Source organism: Clostridium sp. Ade.TY (assembly GCF_000498355.1).
Taxonomy (GTDB): domain Bacteria; phylum Bacillota; class Clostridia; order Clostridiales; family Clostridiaceae; genus Clostridium.
Genome location: NZ_AVSV01000029.1, coordinates 172,494 through 197,909, shown reverse-complemented (window position 1 = coordinate 197,909; position 25,416 = coordinate 172,494). Strand labels below are relative to the sequence as shown.

The 25,416-nt window shown below is 26.2% G+C and carries 17 protein-coding genes; 15 read left to right on the top strand and 2 right to left on the bottom strand.

Going from position 1 to position 25,416, the window contains the following annotated elements; translation table 11 throughout:
• Window positions 1-19: 19 nt before the first annotated feature.
• From O212_RS16600 to O212_RS0112495, 13 genes are all read left to right on the top strand, one after another.
• Window positions 20-8,308, top strand: coding sequence for an SPOCS domain-containing protein (locus O212_RS16600; protein ID WP_024615449.1), 8,289 nt, complete (start codon window positions 20-22; stop codon window positions 8,306-8,308).
• A 121-nt stretch (window positions 8,309-8,429) separates the two neighbouring features.
• A complete protein-coding gene (locus O212_RS0112550; protein ID WP_024615448.1) occupies window positions 8,430-9,665 on the top strand; it encodes a hypothetical protein in 1,236 nt (411 codons plus the stop codon).
• Between the two features lie 31 nt (window positions 9,666-9,696).
• The gene (locus tag O212_RS0112545) at window positions 9,697-10,107 is read left to right on the top strand and encodes a hypothetical protein (RefSeq protein ID WP_024615447.1); all 411 of its coding nucleotides are present in this window, start codon (window positions 9,697-9,699) and stop codon (window positions 10,105-10,107) included.
• Window positions 10,108-10,399: 292 nt separating this feature from the next.
• Window positions 10,400-11,044: a fructose-6-phosphate aldolase gene (fsa, locus tag O212_RS0112540; protein ID WP_024615446.1), complete on the top strand. Its 645-nt coding sequence runs from the start codon at window positions 10,400-10,402 to the stop codon at window positions 11,042-11,044.
• Window positions 11,045-11,466: 422 nt separating this feature from the next.
• Window positions 11,467-12,174: a SprT family zinc-dependent metalloprotease gene (locus tag O212_RS0112535; protein WP_024615445.1), complete on the top strand. Its 708-nt coding sequence runs from the start codon at window positions 11,467-11,469 to the stop codon at window positions 12,172-12,174.
• Between the two features lie 203 nt (window positions 12,175-12,377).
• Window positions 12,378-14,222 (top strand): hypothetical protein, encoded by a 1,845-nt coding sequence (locus tag O212_RS0112530; protein ID WP_024615444.1) that lies wholly within the window; start codon window positions 12,378-12,380, stop codon window positions 14,220-14,222.
• A gap of 373 nt (window positions 14,223-14,595) precedes the next feature.
• A complete protein-coding gene (locus O212_RS0112525) occupies window positions 14,596-15,114 on the top strand; it encodes a hypothetical protein (protein WP_024615443.1) in 519 nt (172 codons plus the stop codon).
• A 30-nt stretch (window positions 15,115-15,144) separates the two neighbouring features.
• Window positions 15,145-15,687 (top strand): hypothetical protein, encoded by a 543-nt coding sequence (locus O212_RS0112520; protein ID WP_024615442.1) that lies wholly within the window; start codon window positions 15,145-15,147, stop codon window positions 15,685-15,687.
• Between the two features lie 72 nt (window positions 15,688-15,759).
• Window positions 15,760-16,158: a DUF5684 domain-containing protein gene (locus O212_RS0112515; protein WP_024615441.1), complete on the top strand. Its 399-nt coding sequence runs from the start codon at window positions 15,760-15,762 to the stop codon at window positions 16,156-16,158.
• Between the two features lie 288 nt (window positions 16,159-16,446).
• Window positions 16,447-17,127 (top strand): response regulator transcription factor, encoded by a 681-nt coding sequence (locus tag O212_RS0112510; protein WP_152524870.1) that lies wholly within the window; start codon window positions 16,447-16,449, stop codon window positions 17,125-17,127.
• Window positions 17,111-18,559 carry a HAMP domain-containing sensor histidine kinase gene (locus tag O212_RS0112505; protein ID WP_024615439.1) on the top strand — a complete coding sequence of 483 codons (1,449 nt, stop codon included), beginning with the start codon at window positions 17,111-17,113 and terminating at the stop codon, window positions 18,557-18,559. The genes O212_RS0112510 and O212_RS0112505 overlap by 17 nt, the downstream gene beginning before the upstream one ends.
• A 177-nt stretch (window positions 18,560-18,736) precedes the next feature.
• On the top strand, window positions 18,737-20,191 hold the full coding sequence (locus O212_RS0112500) for an FtsX-like permease family protein (RefSeq protein ID WP_024615438.1): 1,455 nt from the start codon (window positions 18,737-18,739) through the stop codon (window positions 20,189-20,191).
• A gap of 20 nt (window positions 20,192-20,211) precedes the next feature.
• Window positions 20,212-20,889: an ABC transporter ATP-binding protein gene (locus tag O212_RS0112495; RefSeq protein ID WP_024615437.1), complete on the top strand. Its 678-nt coding sequence runs from the start codon at window positions 20,212-20,214 to the stop codon at window positions 20,887-20,889.
• A 286-nt stretch (window positions 20,890-21,175) separates the two neighbouring features.
• Here the strand turns inward: O212_RS0112495 and O212_RS16875 are convergent, their stop codons facing one another.
• Window positions 21,176-21,325, bottom strand: coding sequence for a hypothetical protein (locus tag O212_RS16875; RefSeq protein WP_173391491.1), 150 nt, complete (start codon window positions 21,323-21,325; stop codon window positions 21,176-21,178).
• Window positions 21,326-21,590: 265 nt separating this feature from the next.
• Here O212_RS16875 and O212_RS0112485 point away from each other — a divergent pair, with 265 nt between their 5' ends.
• Window positions 21,591-21,941 carry a hypothetical protein gene (locus O212_RS0112485; protein ID WP_024615436.1) on the top strand — a complete coding sequence of 117 codons (351 nt, stop codon included), beginning with the start codon at window positions 21,591-21,593 and terminating at the stop codon, window positions 21,939-21,941.
• A 225-nt stretch (window positions 21,942-22,166) separates the two neighbouring features.
• A complete protein-coding gene (gene asnB / locus O212_RS0112480) occupies window positions 22,167-24,032 on the top strand; it encodes an asparagine synthase (glutamine-hydrolyzing) (protein ID WP_024615435.1) in 1,866 nt (621 codons plus the stop codon).
• Window positions 24,033-24,291: 259 nt separating this feature from the next.
• On the opposite strand, the gene O212_RS0112475 is transcribed toward asnB, so the two are convergent.
• Window positions 24,292-25,293, bottom strand: a complete 1,002-nt coding sequence (locus O212_RS0112475) for a S66 peptidase family protein (RefSeq protein WP_024615434.1) — start codon at window positions 25,291-25,293, stop codon at window positions 24,292-24,294.
• Window positions 25,294-25,416: the final 123 nt, after the last annotated feature.

The following is a 25,416-nucleotide window of genomic DNA, read 5'->3' as shown; positions in this document are numbered from 1 at the left end:
TAAAGAAAGGAGGGTTCATATGTCCATTGATTTAAGATACAATACACAGGCAAAAGGTGCGATTACTTTTATAGGTAATACTATAGGACTTAGTCAATTAGCAAATGCAAATTTACCTGGAGTTGTTGGTAGTATAGGAGCATTTACATCATTAAATACAAATCTTCAAGTTGGTACATTTCCACCAGGGACTACATTAAATATTCAAGAGAATGGATCAGCAGCAAACCTTGTTTTACCTCCTGGAAGCACAGTATTGCGTGCAGAATTACTTTGGGGAGGAAATTATGCATACACTTATCAAGATACATCAACAACTCCTATAACAGATATTAGTGATAGTATAATTGGCCTTTTAAATAATTCTATATTATTTACAACGCCTTTAGCTAATAATATTAGTATATCACCAGAAATAGGGCAAGAAAAAAGTTTTAGTTTTGCAAGTGGAACTTTATCAGGAACAAGAAGTTTTTATGAGAGAAGTACTGATGTAACTCAATATGTACAAGCGGCAGGTTCGGGAATATATTCAGTTCAGAGAGTACCAGGTCTTGTAGAACCGATTACTAATTATACTTCTGCAACAAATCATGCTGGTTGGACTTTAGCTGTAATATATACAAATCCTACATTACCTGAGAGAGGATTATATTTGTGGACTGGTGCTGAAATAGTAGCAACGTCAAATCCTAATGTTGATATAAATGTTTCTGGATTTGAAACACTTCCAGGTGGTAGTATAAATGCTAGACTTTTATTAAGTACACAAGAAGGGGATGCCGATATACAAAATGATAGAGTAAGGTTTGGGCCAACTATTGCAAGCCTTGCAACTAATTTATTATCTGGACCTAATAATTTTTCAAATAACTTTTTTGGATCACAAATTAACAATGATATTGGAACTTTAAATACAACTGGAACTTTTGGTACTAGAAATCAAAGTTTAGCAACTAATACAAATATATCTGGAGGAAGACAAGGATGGGATATAACAAATATTGATGTAGCTCCATATATGTTGAATTCTCAAACAAGTGCAATAATAAGGCTTGAAACATCTCAAGATGCTTATATGGTAAATATGGTTGGTCTTTATACGGATATATTAAATCTTGATATTTTTGCAAATAAAACTGTTGATAAAACTTTAGCTAATATAGGTGATCAATTAACTTATACAATAGTTATAAGAAATGATAGTAATGTTCCAATAACTAATGTTTCTTTTGTAGATGTTATACCAAATGGAACAACTTTTGTTCAAGATAGTGTAACTATAGATGGAATAGCACAAATTGGAGCAAATCCACAAACAGGTGTGCCGCTTAGTAATTTAATTATAGGTTCTAGTACAACAGTTACATTTAAGGTTAATGTAACTAGTATACCAAATCCAAATCCTATAGGAAATATTGGGAATGTTAACTTTGAATATGGAGGAGTGGGACCTGGGACAAAAGCCACTAATATAGCAACAACAACAGTAAACACAGCAATTATACAAGCTGTAAAAAGTGTTGATAAAAATTTTGGACAGCCTAATGATGAATTAACTTATAGTACAGTTTTAACTAATATAGGTACAACTAATGCACAAAATGTAGTATTTACAGATAGTGTTCCAGCAGGAACAACATTTGTAGCAAATAGTTTAACTATAAATGGAGTTCAACAAGTTGGTGTTAATCCAGCTTCAGGAGTTAATATTGGAATAATACCTCCTGGTGGAAGTGTAATAGTAACGTTTAAAGCTAAAATTATAAATTCAATACCAGCAATAAATCCAATAATTAATAACAATACAACAACTTATGAATATATAGTAGATCCGACTAAACCAGTAGTAGTTGCACCTCCAACTGTTTCAAATAATACTTCAACTCAAGTTAATTCTGCTATTGTTTCAGTAGTTAAATCAGTAGACAAAGCAGTATCAAGTTTTGGGGGAGTTTTGACTTATACTAGTGTTATAAGAAATACTGGTAATGTAAGTGCAACAAATGTAAGGTTTTTAGATTCAATACCAAGTGGAACTACATTTGTAGCAAATAGTGTTTCGATAAATGGTGTTAATCAGCCAGGACTTGATCCAACTGTACCTATTAATGTTGGAACAATAGCTGTTGGAGGAAGTGTTACTGTTTTATTTAATGTAACTGTTAATAATAGTTTACCAGCAGTTAATCCTATTCCGAATATTAGTGGTGCAGCATATCAATATTTAGTTAATCCAGCGGAATCTCCTGTAGATGGTGTAGCTGCAATATCAAATGAAGTTACAACCCAAATAAATGATGTAGTAATAAGTGCTGTTAAAAGTGCAGATAAGCAAGTTGTAGATGCTTTAGAAGATATAACTTATACGGTAGTAGTAAGTAATAATGGTAATATAGTTGCAACAGGCGTCCAATTTGTAGATACTACTCCAGTTGGAACAACATTTGTACTAAATAGTGTTTCAATAAATGGGATTAATCAACCAGGAGCTAATCCAAATACAGGCTTTACATTACCGAATATATCTGTTGGTGGTTCAGTAACTATAACGTTTAAAGTTAATGTAAATAATGTATTACCACTTCCTAATACAATTAATAATTTTGCCTTAATAACTCCACCGGGAAAGACACCAGTTAATTCAAATACTGTATCAACAACTGTTAAAAGCGCAAAGCTTCAAGTAAATAAACAAGTAAATAAAGAATTTGCAGATTTTAGTGAGGTTATAACTTATACAGTTACTATAACAAATTTTGGAACAACCTTAGCTGAGCAAGTAATTTTTACAGATGATATCCCAATTGGAACAACATTTGTAGCAAATAGTGTTAAAGTAAATAATGTTAGTATACCTGGAGCTAATCCAGCAAGTGGAGTAAGTTTAAATAATATACCAATAGGAACAGCAGTTATTGTATCTTTTGATGTTACGGTGAATAATGGATTTCCAACACCTAATCCTATAGTGAATACTTCAGATGTAGATTATAAATATGAAGTAAATGCAGGAGATCCATTAATTACAGCTCCAACTGCTACTTCAAATGAAGTATCAACTAGAGTAAATAGAGCTATATTAAATCAAACAAAATCTGTAGATACTGAGTTTGTAGATTGGGGCGGTGCAATAGAGTATACAGTTGTAATAAACAATAGTGGTAATGTTTCAGCTAATAACTTAAACTTTGTTGATACAATACCACCAGGAACAACATTTGTACCAAATAGTGTTAAGATTAATGGAACTACCCAAATTGGAGCTAATCCAGGTGTTGGAGTACCAATAGCTAGTATAGCAGCTGGAGGTAGTGTAACAGTAACCTTTATAGTAACTGTAAACAATGCAAATCCAACTATTAATCCTATTTTAAATCAAAGTACGACAACTTACAGTTATCTTGTAAATCCTACTGGATTACCAGTAAACGCAGTACCAAGCCAATCAAATGTAGTTGATACAACAGTAAATCATGCTCAAATTACACTTACTAAATCATCAAGTGATAATGTTGTATTACTTGGAGATACATTTACGTATACAATTACTCTTGAAAATATAGGAAATGCTACGGCGTCAGCTGTTGAGTTAACTGATATAGTGCCAGATGGAACAACATTTGTAACAGATTCAGTTACAATTGATGGTGTAGTACAACTTGGAGAAAATCCAAATAATGGTATAAATATTGGTACAATAGCAGCTGGGGGAAGTGTAATAGTAACTTTTGATGTAGATGTAGATGCAACCCTTCCTACTATTAATCCTATGATTAATTTTGCAGAGTCTGATTATGAATATTTAGTTAATCCAGCAAATCCTGCTGTTACTGCACCAACACAGACATCAAATGAAATAGAAGTTTTAGTTTTAGATGCAGGTAATTTTGCAGATCTTAATGTTGTTAAAAATGTTGATAAAGCATTTGTAGAACTTGGAGATTCATTATTATATACATTTACAATAACTAATAAAAATACTTCTACAACAGATGCTTTAAATGTTGTATTAACTGATGTAGTTCCAAATGGAACAACATTTGTACTTGGAACTGTTGAGATTGATGGTACTCCTTATGTAGATGAAAATCCAAACGTTGGTATAAATATACCGGGTTCTATAGCTATTAATGGAAGCGTTGAAGTTACATTTGAAGTAATAGTTGATAATGAGCTTCCAACACCAAATCCAATCATAAATACAGGTGATGTAACTTATAAGTTTAGAACTAATCCTGGATTAGATCCTATAGATGGTCCGAAAGCTACATCAAATCAAGTAAGTACTTTAGCAAAAGAAGTAAATGTAGACGCAAGGAAAAATGTAAGTGATAATTTTGCTGATTTTGGAACTGAATTAACTTACTCTATAGGAGTTGCTAATTTAGGTACAGCAGAATCTGTTAATATAGTAGTTACTGATTCAGCACCTAGTGGAACAACTTTTGTAACAGGAAGTGTAACTGTTGGAGGAGTATCACAGCCTGCGGAAGATCCAGCAAGTGGAATAAATATAGCTTCAATTTCAGCTGGGCAAATAGTTCTTGTAACATTTAGAGTAACTGTAAATAATGGATTCCCAAATCCAAACCCTATTTTAAATAGAGGAAATATTGAGTATGAATATATTATAGATCCGGTAGATCCTGCAATTACTGGAGAAGCTTTTGAAACTAATGAAGTAAGCACTAGAGTTAATAGAGCTATAGTTACAGTAGTTAAAGAGGTTGATAAAGCTTTTGCAGACTTAGGGGAAGAGTTAACTTATACACTTACTTTAACTAATTCAGGAAATGTTTCTGCAACTGATGTTTTATTACTTGATGATATACCACAAGGAACAACGTTTGTGGATGATAGCGTTGTTATAAATGGAGTACAATCACCTGGTGTAAGTCCTGTGACTGGTGTACCTGTAGCATTAATAATTGCTGGTAGTGACGCGGTTATAAGTTTTAAAGTTAAAGTAATTACTACAGAACTTCCAATACCAAATCCTATAGTAAACCAATCAATAGCGGAGTATGAATATAGAGTTAATCCAAATGCGGCACCAGTAAATGCGGTAGCTGAACCTTCAGATCCCGTTGAGACACAAGTTAATTCTGCTATAGTAACAGCTACAAAAACAGTTGATAAGAACTTTGTAGATTTAGGTGAGGAGTTAACTTACACTATAACTGTAGTTAATGATGGTAATGTTGATACCATATCAACTATTGTTACAGATGTTGTAGCAGAAGGATTAATATTTGTAGAAGATAGTGTAGAAGTAGATGGTATACCACGTCCAAATGTGGATCCAAAAGATGGTATAGATATAGGAGTTTTATCTAACACAACTGTTGAAATTACTTTTAAAGTTGTAGTTAATGATAATAATATACCTGTTCCAAATCCTACTGTAAATATTGCAGTAGTTGATTATGAATATTTAGTTGATCCAAATGGTGACCCTGTTAAAGGGTCTACTGAATCAGGAGAGGTTGAAGTTAAAGTAAATCATGGGGAAATATCTTCAAGTAAATTAGTTGATAGGCAATTTGTTGGAATAAATGGAAATATAACTTATACTGCTTTATTAACTAATACTGGGAATGTTGATGTTAATAATGTTTTATTTGTTGATGTTCCACCTAATGGTACAGTTTTTGTTGCAAATAGCGTAATTGTTTCTGGTGTTCCAAGACCAGGTGAAAACCCAGTTTTAGGAATAAATATAGGAACAATAATTCCAGGAAATACAGTTCCTATTACTTTTACTGTAAGAGTAAATGGAGCAGTTCCAAGTCCAAACCCTATAGTAAATATAAGTAATACAAGTTACAACTATGTTGTTGATGAGGGTAATCCACCAGTCATAGTAGAAAATTTACCTTCAAATGGAGCAATAACTACAGTAAATGATGCAGCTATAATATCAACTAAAGATGTGGATAAAGAATTTGCTGATTTTGGTGAAACGTTAACTTATACAATTACATTAAGAAATACAGGTAATGTTAGCGCGAATAATATTGTTTTTACTGATGTTATACCTGAAGGAACTAATTTTGTTCCAAATAGTGTAATTGTAAATGGAGTTTTAATTCCAGGTGTATCGCCAGGTAATGGAATTAATATAGGAAGTTTAGGAACAACAACACCTACTGTAATTACTTTTAAAGTTGTTGTTTTAGATAGATTCCCTGTTCCAAATCCTATTAATAATACAGCAATTACAACATTTGATTTCTTGGTAAATCCAAATGGAGTTCCTGTAAATGGTATTCCATCAGCTACTAATAATGTTGAAACACAAGTTAATAATGCATTTGTTAATATTCAAAAGTCAGTAGATAATATGTATAAGGATTTAGGGGATATAGCAACTTATAGCTTTGTCCTTAAAAATACAGGTAATGTAGAAGCAACAGGAGTTTATTTTGTTGATGTATTGGAGATTTATCATACTTTTGTCTTAAATAGTGTTTATATAAATGGTTCATTAGTACCAGGTTTAAATCCTAATTCTGGATTTTTAATAGGAAATATAGCTCCAGGGGCAGAAGTAATAATAGATTTTGATGTAGAAATCGTAAGTATACCTCCATCAAATCAAATAAATAATTTTGCAAGTAGCACTTACACTTATTTAGTTGATCCTCAAGGGGAAGCTGTAGATGGAAGCTCAAGATCAAATATAACAGACATACATGTAAGGCATGGTGAAATATCAAATTCAGATATAGTAAAATTAGCAGATAGAGCTGTAACTACAGAAAATGATATTATAACCTATACAATAGAGGTAACTAACTCTGGTAATGTTCCGGTTAATGATGTTGTGGTTAATGATGTTCTTCCTGTTGGAGTAAACTTTATACAAGGCAGTCTAATTGTCGGCGGAGTAAGCAAACCTTCTATAAATCTAAATGATGGTATTGAAATTGGAACAATAAATGCTGGTGCAACTGTCGTAATAATATTTAAAGTAAGAGTAAGAGAAGATGCACCAAGTCAAATAGTAAATACTGCTACAGTAGATTATAGTTATATTGTTGATCCAGAAGAGCCAACAAGAGAAGATAGTTCAATTTCTGATGAAGTTAAAGTTAATAATATTAAAGCAGGATTATCACTTGTTAAAGACTCTAATGTTCATTTTGCAACTGTAGGGGATGACATAGTATATAGCATAGTTGCAACAAACACTGGAGAAATTGATTTGATAAGTGTAATAGTAAAAGATTTACTTGAGCCTAACTTAGATTTTGTTGAAGATAGCGTTAAAGTTAATGGAATAGCTGAATTAACATCTAGTATATTGCTTGGAGTAAACGTTGGACCTTTAGCTATTGGCGCTTCAAAAACAATTACATTTAAGGCAAAAGTTATAAGTAAAGGTGAAAGCGATATTATATTGAATAAGTCAACAGGAGTATTCACTTATAAGTTAACACCTGAAGATCAAACTCGTATTAAAGATACGGAAAGTAATGAAAATGAAATAATAGTTAAAGCAAATGAGCTTCAAGTAACTAAGATAGCTGATAAAATAGAAGCGAGCCTTAATGATATTATCAATTATAGGGTTACTATTTTAAATACAGGTGATCTTAAATTATTTAATGTAATATTTAAAGATGAGCTTCCATCAAACTTAAAACTTGTAGAAGAATCATTTAAATTAAATAATACTTTAATAAACGATGTTGATTTAAAAGCTGGAGTTAATATTGGAACTTTAGAAATAGGACAAGGTGCGACTATAGAATATAGTGTTAAAGTAATTAGTGGAACTTGTAGTGGTATAAGTGAGAATAAAGCTTATGCAATTTATGATTATATATTAGATGATGGAAGAGAAGGTAGTGGAATATCTAATATAGCATTTGTTGATATTGATATTAATATATCAACATTTAAGCAGATTTCATTAAACAAAGAGTTTGAAATTCCTAGTGAAAAACCGAATATTGAAGAACTTGATTTTGTTGTAGCTGATGTTGTAATAGAAGATAGTTATACAGTAAAAACAATGATTAGTTCATCAAATGAAGGACAAATATTAAGTGGATATAAACTTATAATTCATGGATATGTAAATATAAGTGTTGAATATACTGCTCTTTTAGAAACTCAACCTGTACATTCAGCACATTTTAAAATGCCATTTAGCACATTTTTAATATTGCCAATAGATTATAGCCAAGGAACACAAGTTGAAGTTAAAGCTGTTGTTGAATCATTAGAACGTGACATGATAGATAATAGAAGTATAATAACTAATATTATGTTGCTATTAGTTGGAACTGTTAAATAAAATTTGGCTAGGAATGCAATTAAGCATTTCTAGCCTTAATATTTAAAATTTTCTTAGCATAATAATAATTAGAGGAAATATTAGCTAAAGTATAGCTAAATTTAAAATATGGGAGTTTATTATGTTAGAAATAAATGGAGTGATAAAAAATAAAGAAATAGATTCAACTAAATTTTCTAAGGCAATATTTAAAATTGAAAATACAGATCTGGAAATATATAAGAATTTGACACTTTCTATATATTTAAATGAAGGTTTGTATATAAAAGATAAAAATATTTTTATAAATAAGAAGCTCTTAAGTTTTAATAAAAATCTTACTTTTGAAATAAAAGAAATGAAGATGAAGAGTAGTTTTATATTGGAATTTGAGATAGGAATTAAAAAAGAATTTAAAGAGAAGAATTTGGATGTTAGGCTTCAAATAATGGGATTTAATTTTAAAGGAATAATGATAGTTAAAGATATGATAGGTTATATTAAAAATGGAAATGTTAAAGAATTTTATGAAAGTGAAAATATAACTAATAATTTTAATGAAGAAGTTTCTTATGACATTAAACCTATTATAAAAGCGTATTATTTTGATGTTGATATAAATAATAATGAAGTTTCGCTAGAATTTTTGATAAAAAATAAAACTTATAGAAATATTGTTAATCTTAAGATTATAAATATAGTGTATGAAGGGGTTAAATTTATTGAATGTAATCAAATAATAAAAAGTAATAGCATATATATTGGAGACTTAAAAGGTGGAGAAGGCAAAATTGTAAATTTAAAGTTTAATTTGGATAATATAAATTTAAAAGATATAAATAATATAACTCCAAAATGTTTAGGCTTTTTTGAAGATAGTAATTATAAAAAGGAATTTAATATAAATTTAGATTGTATTAATTTAAATGAAAGGTTAATTGAAAAAACTAATTATATTAAATTTAAAGAAAATGCTTATTTAAATTGTAATGATGAAAATAATGAAAATAAATTAAAGGTATTTATTCAAAGTAATAAAGAAAAAGTTAAAATTGGTGAGTCTATAATTTATAAAACAGTAATAATAAATGGAAGCAAAAAAACTTTAATTTTTATGTATAAATTAACTAGTTGCAGTTCAATAAATTTATTAAATAAATATATTGTAGATAAAAATAAAGCATGCAAAGACTATGTTACTTTTAAGCTAGAGCCTAATTGTGGTGTAACTATAAGGAATAAAGGTAAATATTATAATGAAAAAGATACAAAATTATGGGTTCAAGGTTTATTGAAGTATAAATTTATAAAAAATAATAAAATAAATGATGAGGTTTTTAAATTAAAAACAGAAAGAGTTTATTTAGATAAAAGTTAATGTATTATAATAATTTGTATGGGAGAATTATATGAAAGATTATTTTGATTATGAAGATGAATTTGATAAAGAATTTGATAAATGTTTTGAATATGAAAAAAAAGGTGCTAATGAGAAAAAAGTGATTAAATTATTTCAAGGAAGTACAAGAGATATAGAAGTTTCAGAAGAAGATTTTGAAATAAGAGCAGATGTTATTTTAAACTGTATAGATACTTTAAATATATGGGGAGAAATAAAATTTGATAATTGTAAGCCTGTTGTTGGAGCAGTTGTAAAACTTTTAAAAGTTATAGATGATTGTTATGGTGAAGAATATATTGAAATTTGCAAAACAGTATCAGATAAATGTGGAAGATATAAATTCGAAATTGATAAAAATGATAAAAATGATAAATTTAAAATCGTAGCATCAAAAAAAATCGAAGAATGTTGTTATTAAAAAAAAATACTAATGCATTTTAAAGTGCATTAGTATTTTTTGTTTTAAATAGTACTTAATAAATTAAAATATAGGATACTTTTGGAGAATTTTTAATATAAGATGAACTTATGAAAAAGTATGGATTAAAGGCAGAAAATATAGTTAATGCATGTAAATAAATTCTATAATTTAAAAATATAAAATATAAATAAACTATAGTAAGTTTTTGTTAATTTTAATAATAAAACCTTATAATGGAAAATTAATAAAGTAAAATAGAATTATGAATATATAAAAGGGAGTGAGTTTTTTGAAGATATTTATAGATACTGCAAATGTAGAGGAAATAAGAAAGGCTAGTAAGCTTGGAGTTTTATCTGGAGTAACTACAAATCCATCTTTAATAGCGAAAGAAGGAAGAGATATTAAAGAAGTTGTAGAAGAAATTTGTAGCATTGTAGATGGGCCTATAAGTGCCGAAGTTATGAGTCTTAATGGTGATGAAATGGTAAAGGAAGCTAGAGAGCTTTCTAAAATTCATAAAAACATAGTAATTAAAATTCCTATGTGTGAAGAAGGACTTAAGGCTGTTTCGATTCTTTCAAAAGAAGGAATAAAAACAAATGTAACTTTAATATTTTCACCACTTCAAGCATTACTTGCAGCAAGAGCTGGAGCTAGTTTTGTAAGTCCATTCATTGGAAGACTTGATGATATTGGAAACCCAGGAATTGAAATTGTAAGAGAAATATCAGAAATGTTTGATATTCATGGTATAGAAACAGAGATTATATCAGCTAGTATAAGAAATCCAATGCATGTTTTAGATGCAGCTATGGCAGGTTCACATATAGCAACAATACCTTATAATGTTATAGTAAGTATGACGAAACATCCTTTAACAGATGCAGGAATTGAAAAGTTTATAAAAGATTATGAAAATGCTAATAAATAAAAATAATATTAGTTAAAATATGACCAAAATTTTCAAGTATAAAAGTGCTTAATAAGAGAAATCTTGTTAAGTGCTTTTTACTTTTTAGAAATTTATAATAAGTATAATATAAAATATTACAAAAACTCTCAAAGTTTTTATAATTGAATATTATGTGTTAAGTAAATTAATTTATAAATGAAAATTTTATAATTATAGTATTATAAAGGAAAAAGAAGAAAGAGGGGGAGCTTTTAGAGTTATACAAAGCTAACCTCTTTTTTAATATTCACTTTCGTTTGATAATTATTATTAAAAATTATATTATAAAAATATAAATTAAAATAAGGCTATGACTTATAAATATTAAAAAATAGTTGTGAAGTATTATATGAAAAGAAAAATATTTTAAAGTATAGACAAAAAAATTGGGAGCGAAAGCTATGAAAACACTAAAAATAAATAATAATGGTAAGGAGATTTATGTCACCCTTATAAGAAAAAATGTTAAGAACGTAAATTTAAGGGTTAAAGAAACTGGTGAAATAGTTGTAACAGCAAATAAAACAGTTGATGAAGAATATATTATAGATTTTCTTAAAAGAAAAATGGGTTGGATAATAAAACATAGAGATAACTTTAATGAGAGAAAAAAGATTAAAGAAAAAAGAGAAAATATAATTAAAGAAAATAATATTATATATCTAGGAAATGTTTATAAAATAAAAGGGGTTAAAAGTAATAAAGAATATGTAAAGCTTGGAAAAGATGAAATTTATGTATTTTTGGAAGAGAAAGATAACTTAGATGAAATAAATTTAGCTTTAAAAAAGTGGTATAAGGAAAAGATAAACGAAGTATTTTTAAAAGTTTATAGAGAAACATTTAAAAAGTTTAAGAGATATAATATAAAACATGTTGAGATAAGAGCAAGAAAAATGAAAAGAAGATGGGGATCTTGTAATCCATATAAAAGAGTAATTACTTTAAATAGCGAACTTATTACAAGAGACATTAAATGTATTGAATTTGTTATGGCACATGAAATTGCACATTTAGTCCATGCAAATCATAGTAAAGATTTTTATAAAGTTTTAGAAGATATTATGCCTGATTGGAAAAATAGAAAAGAGGCTCTAGGAAATATTTAAAGAATTATTAATTTTATATAGAAGAAATTATAAATAAAGCTTATTGAATAAATTTTGTTTTATTCTATAAGCTTTATTTATATGTTTTTAATATTTAGTATGTATATTTTATAGCATATTGATTTTATGATTTGAAAAACCACTGAAAGTGATGATATAATCCTAATGAAAAGGATTAAATAGACATAGGGGAGAGAAATTTTTTGAAAAATAAAGATAGAGTAGAAAAATGCTTGGAGGAACTAACTTCAAGATTAATAGATAGAGAAGATTTTTTAGGGATAGAAACAACAGAAATTGCAGAGAAACTTGATTTAAAGAGAAATTCTGTTAGTCATTATTTAAACGTTTTAGTAGATGAAGGTAAAGTTATAAAGAGAAAAAGTAGACCTGTTTATTTTATTCATAAAGAAGTTATGGATAAGTATAAAGAAGAAAAGGCTATTATTGAAGGTAAAAAAGAAAAATCATATTATACTTGTAAAGATACTATAGAAGAGGAAATTTTAAAGTTAAAAAGCTTTTTAGTTGAATATGATAAAAGAAATATAACTATAGATTATTTAAAAAAAGAAGTAAGATTATGTGTAAATAAAATATTAAGTATTGTAGTTTATAAAGAATTTAATCTTAGTAATGAAAAGTCTATTGATATTTATAATGAAAACGTAAAGATTGCACTTGATAAAAGTAGCAAGTTATATGGATTTAAATATTATAAAAATGCAGTAAATGCAGTAAGTAAAATATTACTTTTCTTTAAAAAGTATAAAGAGATTAATTTGCTTTTTGATGATTACAATAAAAAAAGAATAAGAGAGATAAAAAATAAAATTTTCTGGAAAGAAAATATAATTTCAGGTTATATAATAAGGGAATTAGAAATTTTATTAAATTATAAAAGTAGTTTTGTTATAGATTTTTTCTTAACTATGTATATTTTTACAATAACTGATAATAAAGATTTAAAGACAAATATTATACTTATGGCACATGGGACGTCTACAGCAAGTAGTTTATCAAGTGCTATAAATAAATATTTTGGAGAGTTTTTAATAACACCATTTGATTTTTCTTTAGGAACACCAAGGGAAGAAAAGATTCATGCTATAAAGTCTTATTTAAATTCAGCAAATACATCTTACGATAATATTATATTAGTTGATACTGAAGAATTACTTGGGATTAATGAAGAAATTGAAAGTGAAGTAAAGGGAGATACTTTAATTATAAAAAATATAACTACTGATTTTATTATAAATATAGCTAAAAAGGTTAATGAAAGAGCCCATTTACCATCAATTATTAATATGATTGAAGATGAAAATATTTTTAAATACAAGCTTGTGGAAGGTAAAAAGAAGGAGAGAGCAATACTTACAACATGTGTATCTGGTATTGGAACTTCTGTAAAAATAAAAGAGCTTTTATTAAGATGTATTGATGATAAGGAAGTAAATATAATACCATATGAGTATGGAAGACTTGCTAATAAAGGCTTAGATGATGAAATTTTTAATGATTATGATGTTAAACTTATAATAAGTACAACTGATTTAAAAATTGATGGTATTGAATGTATTTTATTAAATGATTTAATGAAAATGAAAAGTTATGAAAAGTTAAATAAAGCACTTAGTGAAAGTATTGATAAAGATAAAGTTCAAATAATAAGAAAAGACTTAGCAAAACATTTTTCTTTTGAAAATATAATAAGTAAGCTTACAATTTTAAATCCACAAAAAACTTTAAATGAAGTTGAATCTATAGTAACAATTATGGAAAAAAAATTAAAGAAAAGTTTTACACCAGAACTTAGAATGCTTCTTTATATACATATGAGCATAATGATAGAAAGACTTATGCTTAATAAAGGTATTGTTGCAGAAGGTGATGAACTTAAGGAATATGTTAAAAATAATAAAAAGATTATAAAAATTATAGAAGATAGTTTCTATGAAACAGGAAAAGAATATAATTTGTATATAACAACTAAAGAAGTTCAAATTATACAAGAAATAATTGAAGGACGTATAGGAAAAATATAAAGAAATAATTACAAAGTACTTTTAGTTTTTAATTATAAAACTAATGAAATAACAGCATTTATTGTTTATATTGAAGATAAATATTAAACATGCATATTTTAGGTTTAAACCTTAATATGTATGTTTTTTATTTTAATGAAAGTTTATCTAATGCTTGTATATGAATCTTGTTAAATTTAAATGTTTATGTTTTTAATTATAAAAATCTTAGAAAAATATTTAACAATTAGTTTTATTTTGGTTCACAAAAAAATAATTACTGATTAATTGCTATGATACAAATTATTGATAAAATTTTTTTATAAAATAGAAGTTATGCTTTGAAATTAATGTTAAATTAAAAAATAAATCAAAAAAGAAATGGGGAATTAATATGAAAAAATTTAAAATAAATGACTTATTAAAAAAAATAATTATAAAAAATGATAATATTGAACCAAATGAAAAAGATGCTTTAATAAAAGAAGTAAATTATGAAGAAGTAACTAGTCTTCAAGGAGATAAAATAATCGAAGGATTATTAAATTATGGAATTCTTTTGAATAAAGAACAAATGAAGGCAATTCCTTATGTTGATTGTAAAAAATTAAATACTTCACTTTATTTAATACTTAAATGTTTTGAAGTTATGGACATAGAAAGCTTAAATGAAGCTTTAGATTCTATGATTACAATTAATATTGATGAAATTACTGGTGGATTTTATGAAAGAGATACAATGGCAGAAGCATCAGCAGTAAATGATATTATAGAAGGATATGTTTTAGCATCAAAGCCATTAGAAGATAGTGATTATAATATAGCAAATGATGAAATAAGTATAGATAAAGTAAAAATTGACTATGGAAATAGAAAAATGATAAGAGAATTTAATGACGAGTTATTTAGCTAAATAAAATAAAAGCAAAAGGGGGCAAAAAATATGAAAAAGATAATAAGAATATTATTAGGATCAGCATTTATGTGCGTATTGGCAATTGCTCTTGTAGGATGTAACAATAATTCTGTAGAAAAAAATATTGATGCTGCAAAACAAGCAATAAATAATAAAGAATATAACAAAGCCGAAAGTGCACTTCAAAATGTAATAGACCAAGATAGTTCAAATAGAGAAGCAAAAGAATTAATGAATATAGTATCAAATTACGAAGGTGCAGTACTTCATTATACAGCTGGAGAATATAAAGATGCTTTAAAGGAATTAAATGAAATTCCAGCAGAATACAAAGATTATAAAATTAAAGATGATATAGATAATTTAAAGCATGAAATAGCTTTTCAAATGGACAAAGCAAAAGATGTTACTAGTTATATAAAAAAAGCAAAAGATTTAATTAAGAAAAACAAATATGATGAAGCAGAAAAAGTTATTGAGATGATAGATGTAAATTCACCAAATAAAGCACAAAAAGAGGAAATAAATAATCTAATGACAGAAATAAGCAAACATGATGATCAAAATTAATAGAAAAATTTGTTTGTATAAAATATATTCATTAGAAGTAAACTAAGCCTATAATGAAAGGAGTGTGTTTATATGTATACAACTATTTATGATACACTTTATGCAACAGGTTCAATTACATTTGGTATTATTGTATATGCTGTTATATATTTAATTGAGGTATATCCACTTTATGTAATGGCTAAGAAAGCGGACTTAAATAATCCATGGGTTATGTTTATTCCAGTATTTAATATGTTTAAGCTTTATCATTTAGCTGGACTTTCTTATTGGTATATATTACTAACACTTATACCATTTATAGGATGGATTATACCGATAATAGTTTTATACAAAGTATTTAGAAACTTTGATGTTGGAATATTTGGAAGTATACTTGGAGTTATATTTTCATTTATAGGTTTCTGGTATCTTGCATTAAGTAGTAAACAATTTATTGGTGAAATACCAGATAGATTTAAAGCATTTTAAAAAATATGTTTTAATAAGCAGTTACTATAAAAATATAATATTAAATTAAAATAGATTATAAATTAAACCTATCTTTTTTAGATAGGTTTTTTATTTTTAAGTAAAATTATGCTTTTTAATATTTAGAAAAATTTAATAGAGTAAATTTATATTTAAACTTTTTATGTGAAATCTACGTGAAATTTTGAAATAAAAACTTATATAATGTTAAAATAATAATTATTAATAATTTAAATAGGATATAGAAATATTAATATAAGGGGAAATTTTAGGAGGTATATTGATTTCATTATGGAGAAAATATTAGTAGTTGAAGATGATAAAAAAATAAATGAACTCATTGTGGAGTTTTTAAAAAGTGAAGGGTATAGTGTTGTAGGAAGTTATGATGGAATTGATGGATTTAGCAAATTTAAAGAAGATGAATTTGATTTAGTTATATTAGATGTTATGATGCCAAAACTTGATGGATATGAAGTATGCAAATTAATAAGAGAAATAAGTAATGTTCCAATAATATTTTTAACAGCACTTAGTGAAACAAGTGACGAAATTAAAGGGTTTGATGTAATGGCAGATGATTATGTAACCAAACCTTTTTCTTTTAATGTACTTATAAAGAGAGTTGAAGCAATTTTAAGGAGAAGTAAAAGGCTTAAAGAAGATAAAGAAAATATTAAAGAAGAAAAAATAAAATTTAATGAAATAATTATAAATCCAAATACATATAAAGTTTATATAAATGGAGAAGATGTTGAATTTACATTAAAAGAATTTAATATATTAAAATTATTAATAGAATATTATCCAAATGTAGTTTCAAGAGAAGTTATTATGGATAAAATATGGGGATATGATTACTATGGAGATATGAGAGTAATTGATGCTCATATAAAAAATATAAGAAAGAAAATAATTTATGATTATATAGGAACTGTAAAGGGTGTTGGTTATGTACTTAAAGAGTAAATGGGAGAAGATTGGAATAAAGAAAAAGTTATTTATTATATCTACAGCTGTAATATTAATTACATCAATAATAACATATACAATTTTATTTTTCCTAGCCCCAACTATATATTCAAACTCTAGAGAAAAATCAATAAAAAATTCAGCAGATACTTTAATAAAATCTTTAGAAAATAATAGTGAAGTAAATTATACGGAAGCACTTAATAAATTTTCTTATGAAAATAAAGGTTTTGTTTTACTTAGAACTTTAGAAGGAAATGTTTTATATTCTTCTAATGATTTTTTAATTAGTAAGTCACAATTTCCAAGACAAAGATATATGAATGCACCAATGGGTGAAACAAATAAAAGTGAAATGGATAAAAAAGAAGATATAAAAATTATTAAGCAAGTAAAAGTAAAATCTTTAAATGAGCATTGCGTTTTAGTTATAATATTACCTAATAAGCTTGGTCAAGAAATACAAGGTGTAATGCTTGCAATATTACCAATAATAGTTTTAATAACAATAGTTATAGGAGTTTTATCTCAATATATTTATTCATTAGTAATAAGCAGACCACTTCTTAAAATAAATTATGTATCAAGAAAAATTTCAAAAATGGATTTTGATGAGAAATTAGATTATAAAGGAAATGATGAAATAGCAGAATTATCAGGAAGTATAAATTCAATAAGTGAAAATTTGGAAAAAACTATAAATGATTTAAAAGAAGCAAATAAAAGACTTTTAAGTGATATTGAAAGAGAAAAACTTCAAGATAAGAGAAGAAGAGATTTTATAAAAGCTATATCTCATGAACTTAAAACACCTATTACTGTTATAAATGGGCAAATAGAAGGAATGATTTATAACATAGGCCCTTATAAAGATAGAGATAAATATTTAAAAGAAAGTTTAGATAGTGTAAATGATCTTAAAGATTTAGTTCAAGAAATAATAAATCTTGCAAAATACGAGGAAAGCATGTCTTTAAACTATGAAAAAATTAATTTGAATGATTTAGTTTATGATGTTATATTTGGATATGATTACTTGAAAAATGAAAAAAACATTGAAGTAAATATAGAAGAAAAAGGCGTTGTTAATATTCTTGCAGATAGTAATATAATTAAAAAAGTTATATCAAATCTTATAAATAATAGTATAAAATATTCAGATAATAATAAAGATGTAAATGTAATTTTAAGTTCTGATGGAACTTTAAAAATAATAAATTATTCAGAAGGAATAGAAAATATAGATAAAGAATCTTTATTTACAGCCTTTTATAGAGGTGAAGAATCTAGAAATAAAGAGACTGGTGGAAGTGGACTTGGACTTTATATAGTTAAAACACTTTTAGAGGCTCATAAAAATATAGATTATAAAGTTGATATTTATGATGGTAAATTTATATTTACACTAAAATTTAAGGTAATTAATTAAAGATAAAAGTATTTAAAAGTAGAGATAAAGAAAAGTTATTTCTACTTTTTTTATATAGAAAATTATAAAAATTAAAATATTATAAATTTCACTTGAAATTCATGTCCCTTTCATATTTATTACAGTTTAGTCCATTAATATTATAGCTGTAACATATGTAAAGAGAGAGGGGATAAAATGGATTTTTTATTTAGAGGATTTTTAAGCGTAAAAGAGAGACTTTCAAAATCCTTTATACTATTTTTAGTAATGACAGCTATTTGTGTCTTTGTATTGGCTGGATTTTCTATAAGAAGTGCAACAGAAAAAGCTGGGGTTTTGGCAAGACAAAAGCTTGGTGCAACAGTTACTTTTTCAGCTAATATGGAAAGGATTAGAGAAAGTATGAAACAAGGTATGGAAGAGAGTGGAGAACATAAAAAGATGGAAATGCCTAAAGTTTCAATTGATGATGTAAATAAGATTTTAACGTTGAATCATATAAAATCTTATAACCTAATATCAAAATCTGAAGGAGTTGCAGATAGCTTTGAACCTATAACAAGTAGTGAGTCAGAAAATACAAATGGAAATATGCAAATGGTTGGAGGATTTAAAGGACCTATAAACAATGGAGATATCACTATTTATGGAGTTTCAAATTTAAGTGCATTAAGTACATTTTCAAATGGAGAAAGTAAATTAGCTAGCGGAAAAACAATAGATGATAGCTCAAAGGATGATAAGGTTTGTGTAATTGAAGAAACTTTAGCTAGTCAAAATAATTTAAAAGTTGGAGATAAAATAAAAGTTAAATCAGCAAGAGATCAAGATAATACATTAACATTAAAAATAATTGGAATATATAAAAGTGGAGAAGAGGTTACAGATTTTGCAGCAAGAAATACAGCTATCAATCCATATAATAAAATTTATGTTCCATATACTGTGGCAAACACTTTAAAGGGATATGATTATAAAAATACTATAGATAGTGCGGAATTTTATTTAGATGATCCAGTAAATGTAGATTCTTTTGTTGAAAATGGTAAAAAGCTTGATATAGACTATGACACATATATACTTGATGCAAATAGCAGAGCTTATGAAACTATGATGGGATCAATTGAAAATGTAGCATCATTTGCAAAGATGACAGTAATAGTCGTATCAATAGCAGGAGCCGTTATATTAGGACTTATTATAATGCTTTCAATAAGAGAGAGAAGAAATGAAATTGGAATATTATTATCTATAGGTGAAAGTAAAATAAAAATTATAGGTCAATTTATTACAGAAACGCTTATAGTATTACTTTTGGCATTAGCCCTATCATCAGTACTTGGAAATACTGTAAGTAAAACAATAGGAAATATACTAATGTCTAATGAAACAAAAGTTACTGAAAGTTCAGGTAATATTGGTCCTGACGGCTTTGGAGGACAAGGTGGACCAGGTAGCATTATGGAAAAGGGGGAAAAATCAAGAAATAAAAATGTTGAAGCTATAGATAATTTAGATGTATCAGTATCAGGAGAAGATTATGGAAAAATGTGTGGTCTTGCTGCTTTGATATCAGTAATAGCAGTACTTATTCCTTCAGGTGCAATTATGAGGCTACAACCAAAAGAAATTTTAAGTAAACATGATTAATTAAAAAGGAGATTTACTATATGTCAGAATGTGTATTGAATTTAAAGGATGTAAATTATTATTATAATAGTGATAATAACATATTAGACAATTTAAATGTAAGTTTTGAAAGAGAAAAATTTTATACTATAATTGGACCTTCAGGAAGCGGAAAGACTACGTTTTTATCTATAATATCTGGACTTGATAAAGCAAAAAGTGGTGAAGTTTTATATAAAGGAGAAGAACTTGAAAAAATAGGACTTTCAAGTTATAGAAATAAGTGTATATCAATAATATTTCAAGGATATAATCTTATAAATTATATGACAGCACTTCAAAATGTTATTTCAGCTATGTCAATAAAAGGTGTAAAAGTAAAAAATAAAAAAGAAGTAGCATTAAATATGCTAAGAAAGGTTGGACTTACAGAAAGTCAAGCGGATCAAAAAGTGCTTACATTAAGTGGAGGACAACAGCAAAGAGTTGCAATTGCAAGAGCACTTGCCTGTGAATCGGAACTTATAATAGCAGATGAGCCAACAGGTAATTTAGATGAAAAAACATCAGATGATATAATTAATCTTTTTAAGAAGATAGTTAAAGAAGAAAATAAGTGTCTTATAATGGTAACGCATAATAATGAAATTGCAAAAAATTCTGATAAGACATATAGGATTAAAGATAAAAAACTTATAGAGGAAAAAGTTAAAAGATAAAAATTTAATTAACTAACAAATAAATATCCATAAGCAAAAAAGCTTGATTTAGCGATAAATATTATTATATTCTCCCTAAAAATTTAATATATATTTAAAGCTTATGGATAATTTATAATATAATTTAATACTATTGTTTATGCGAATGTTTAAAAATATATAGTCAAATAAAAAGCCTAACCATATAAAATATTAATATAAAAAAATAAAAGATAGTACTTTAAAAGTACTATCTTTTATTTATTATGGGATATTTTTTTGATTAAACTAATCTATTTAATTTTAATTACTTATTAGCTTTTTTATTTTTACTATCTAATCCACATGGTACCCAAGGGTAATCTGGATGTGATGGATCACATGGATCTTGTGGATTAACTTCTTTTTCTTCTTCTAAAATTTGTTCGTATTTATTTAAGTTTTCTTTATCGCTCATAATTAACATCTCCAATCTAAATTTCTCAATCGCTTTATGTTTATATTATATATTAAGTAATAATAATTATCAAGAAATAATTTGAGAAAAATTTATGAATTAATTTATATAAAGATTTAAATAAGAATTAATTAAGGATTTAAGAAATTCTTTAGTATTAGTAACTTATTTGTAATCGAAATTAAATTGCTTTGTATATAGCTTAAGAAAGAAAAGAAATATAATAAAAGTATAATAACTTATGAAAAAGGGGAGGATGGTTTTTATGAGAATTAAGGAACAATTAATTAATAATGTTTTATGGAATGGGGATAATGAATCACTTGAAAATTTGGAAGTTAAAGCATATGAAAAAGGAATTTTTGAAGTTGATAACGGTAGAGAAATTAAGAAGAAACATAATGAAAGCCTTGGGAATTATTTAGACAGATATTCAATTGATATTATGAAAAATTTTTCAAAAGAAAAATATGAAAGGTTTAAGTCATTAAATAATATTTACAAGAATAATGGAGATATAAATGATTTTGGAGTAATAGAAGAAGATAATAAACACAATTTTAATTTATTTAGTAAAGTTTCAAATAAAATTATGACATTAATGATGATACATTAATTAAATATTTTTAATTGTTAAAAGTACTATTTTGCTAATAGTACTTTTTTATAATAAACATTTATTTAATAGGAAAATATTAAATAAATGATTTTAAAAGTACAATTAAAATAAAAAAATTACTATTTTGTAATATTTATGTAAAGTAAAATAGTTTTTTATAAAGTATAATTTAACCAAAAGGTTTAATATATAGTTAATTTAGTTAACAAAGGAGAAATTAAAATGTGCGGCTTTTTACAATTATTTAAAAAAGACATTGAAATCTCGGATGTTGAATTACTTAAAGTCGGGGGACAAGTAATTTTTCATAGAGGACCAAATGACACAAGAGAAGTTATAGATAAAAATACAGCTTTTATATTTAATAGACTTAGTATTATAGATTTAGAACATGGAGCTCAACCTTATAACTATAACGATAAATATACTATAGTATTTAATGGTGAAATATATAATTATAAAAGCTTAAGGGAAGAACTTAAACTTAGAAAATATGAATTTAAAACAAATTCAGAAGTAGAAGTAATAGGGGCTTTATACGAAACTTTTAAAGAAAAATTAGTAAGCAAACTTAGAGGAATGTTTGCAATAGTAATATATGATAAAGAATGTGAGAAAGTAGTTGCTTTTAGAGATTATTTTGGAATAAAACCATTATATTATATAGAAAAAGATGGTGGATTATATTTTTCATCTGAGCTTAAAGGTCTTAGAGAAATGTTCCATAATTTCACTTATACAAATACAGCTCTTTGTCAGTATGCAAGCTTTCAATATATTCCTTCTAATAGTGATACTTTATTTAAGGAGATAAAAATATTACCTCCAGGATCAGTATTAGAAAAAAATCTTAATTCTAATTTAAATATACATAAGTATTTTGATGTAGTATTTAAAGAAGAAGAACATAATGAGGAAGAACTTAAAAAAGAAATAAAAAGTACTATAAAAGAGTCAGTAAAAATGCATTTAGAAAGTGATGTACCAGTTGCTACATTTTTATCAAGTGGTATAGATTCTTCAATAATTACAAAAATAGCTAGTGATATAAATCCAAATATTGTTTCTTATACTATTGGATTTGATATTGAAGGATATGATGAAACAGAACTTGCAAAAAAATTTGCTGATGATATTGGAATTAAAAATGTAAGTATAAAACTTAACTATAAAGATTATATAAGAGAGCTTCCAAAGATAGTTTATCATATGGATAGCCCAATAGGAGATCCATCAATAATACCTTTATACTATATTTGCAAAGAAGTAAGTAAAGATTATAAAGTAGTATTATCAGGTGAAGGTTCAGATGAATTCTTTGGTGGATATAATATATATACAGAAGATGAGTCATTAAAAGTATTTGAAAAGATGCCTAAATTTCTAAAGGGAATTCTTAAAAATATTGCAAAAATAATGCCAGATAATATGAAAGGTAAAAGTTTTATTTTAAGAGGAACAACTCCTTTAGAAGATAGATACGTAGGTAATGCAAATATATTTACTGAAGAAGAAAAGAGAAAAATATTTTATAACTATGATAAATGTGATAGTTATTTAAAAATAACAAAGCCACTTTTTGATAAAGTTAAGGGATATGATAATGTCACTAAGAGACAATATATTGATATAAATACATGGCTTATTGGTGATATATTAACTAAAGCAGATAGAATGTCTATGGCAAATTCATTAGAAGTTAGAGTGCCTTTTGTTGATAAGGAAGTATTTAAGTTAGGGTCAAGCTTAACAAAGAGTGAAAAAGTTAGAGGATTTACAACAAAAGTAATGCTTAGGGAAGCTTTTAGAGATGAACTTCCAGATTATTTATATGAAAAGAAAAAGCTTGGATATCCAGTTCCACTTAGAGTATGGCTTAAAAATGAAATGTATGATTTTGCATATGATATTATAAATAATAATCCTGTACCAGAAATAAATAAAGATGAAGTTTTAGTTATGCTTAAAAAACATAAGGAAGGTAAAGGGGATTATTCAAGAAAGGTTTGGAGCATTATAGTTTATATATTATGGTATAGATTATATGTTGATAAATCATTAGATAAAAATGATACTTTTGAAGTTTAATATTGAAATTGTTAGTTATAAAGTTTTTGTTATAAAGTTTTTTGCTTGAAGAAATGTTTTAAGAAAGGGACTGTCTAAAAATAGACAGTCTTCTTTTATTTAACTTATACTTTACTAATATTATAAATATTATGCAAAAAAATATATTATGAAAAAATAATAAGCAGGTTATAATACATTTTTCTTATCCTGCTTATTTTATCTATATTTCTCTATAATTCTATTTGTGAATTATGGTTTTAAGACAGCCCTTTTATAATTATTTTAACCAATCATTTATTATTGATATTTTTTTATTTGTAGCATCAAGTTCAATTTCAGCACCTATTGGTAGTGTCATCATTGGATGAGTATGACAGCAATCAAAGTCAGCTAAAAAAGGTAATTTTTTATCACCAAGAACTTCTAATAATATTTCATATGGTTTTTTACCAGTATTTGAATCGTTAAATAATTCATGTTTACCAAGAATAATTCCAGAAACTTTATCAAATATACCATTTAATTTTAAGAGAGAAAAACTTCTTTCTATAGTTGCAGCATCTTTTAATGAGTCTTCTATAAAAAGTATATCTCCATATTTAATTTCAGGCATATATTCGCTGCCCCATATTCCTTGCATAGTATTTAAGTTTCCTCCAATTAACCTTCCTCTAGCAACACCATCATAAACTGTAATCCAATTATTTTTATTTTTTTCTTTGCCTATATTTTGAGTTTCCCAGTTTATAAACTCATCTGTCCAGTATTTTGGAATTTCTAAGTTATGAGGAAATTCTAAATCCATCATTGTTATATCATGAAAATATTTATAAGTAGAATCAACAAATGGAGGAAATTCTCCAAATGAAGCTACTAATGCAGGTCCATAATATGTGTTTATTGAAGTTTTAGCATAAATTGCAAGTAAAATTGCTGTAACATCTGAATAACCAATTATTATTTTAGGATTTTTCTTAAATGCTTCATAATCAATATAAGGTAAAATTGAATTTGAATTCATTCCACCTATAGTAGCCATAATGCATTTTACTTCAGGATTTCGTATTAATTCATTTAATTCAGAAGCTCTATCTTTAATAGAACCAGATCTGTAAAAATCATGTTTAAAAGTAAGATTTCCTGAAAGTATTTTAAATCCATGATTTTCTAAATATTTTTTTCCTCTTTCAAACCTATTAGGACAGAGATAAGTTATAGGTGATGATGGCGAGAATATGCCTATTGTATCTCCATGTTTTAATTTTTCTAAATGTTTCATTTTAAAGCCCCCTTATTGAAACAAATATATAATGTAAGTATTATACAATATAATCTTATTATATTATTGAAAAAACATATAAATTTAAGTATTTTTTAATAATATAAGTGGAGGTAAAACATG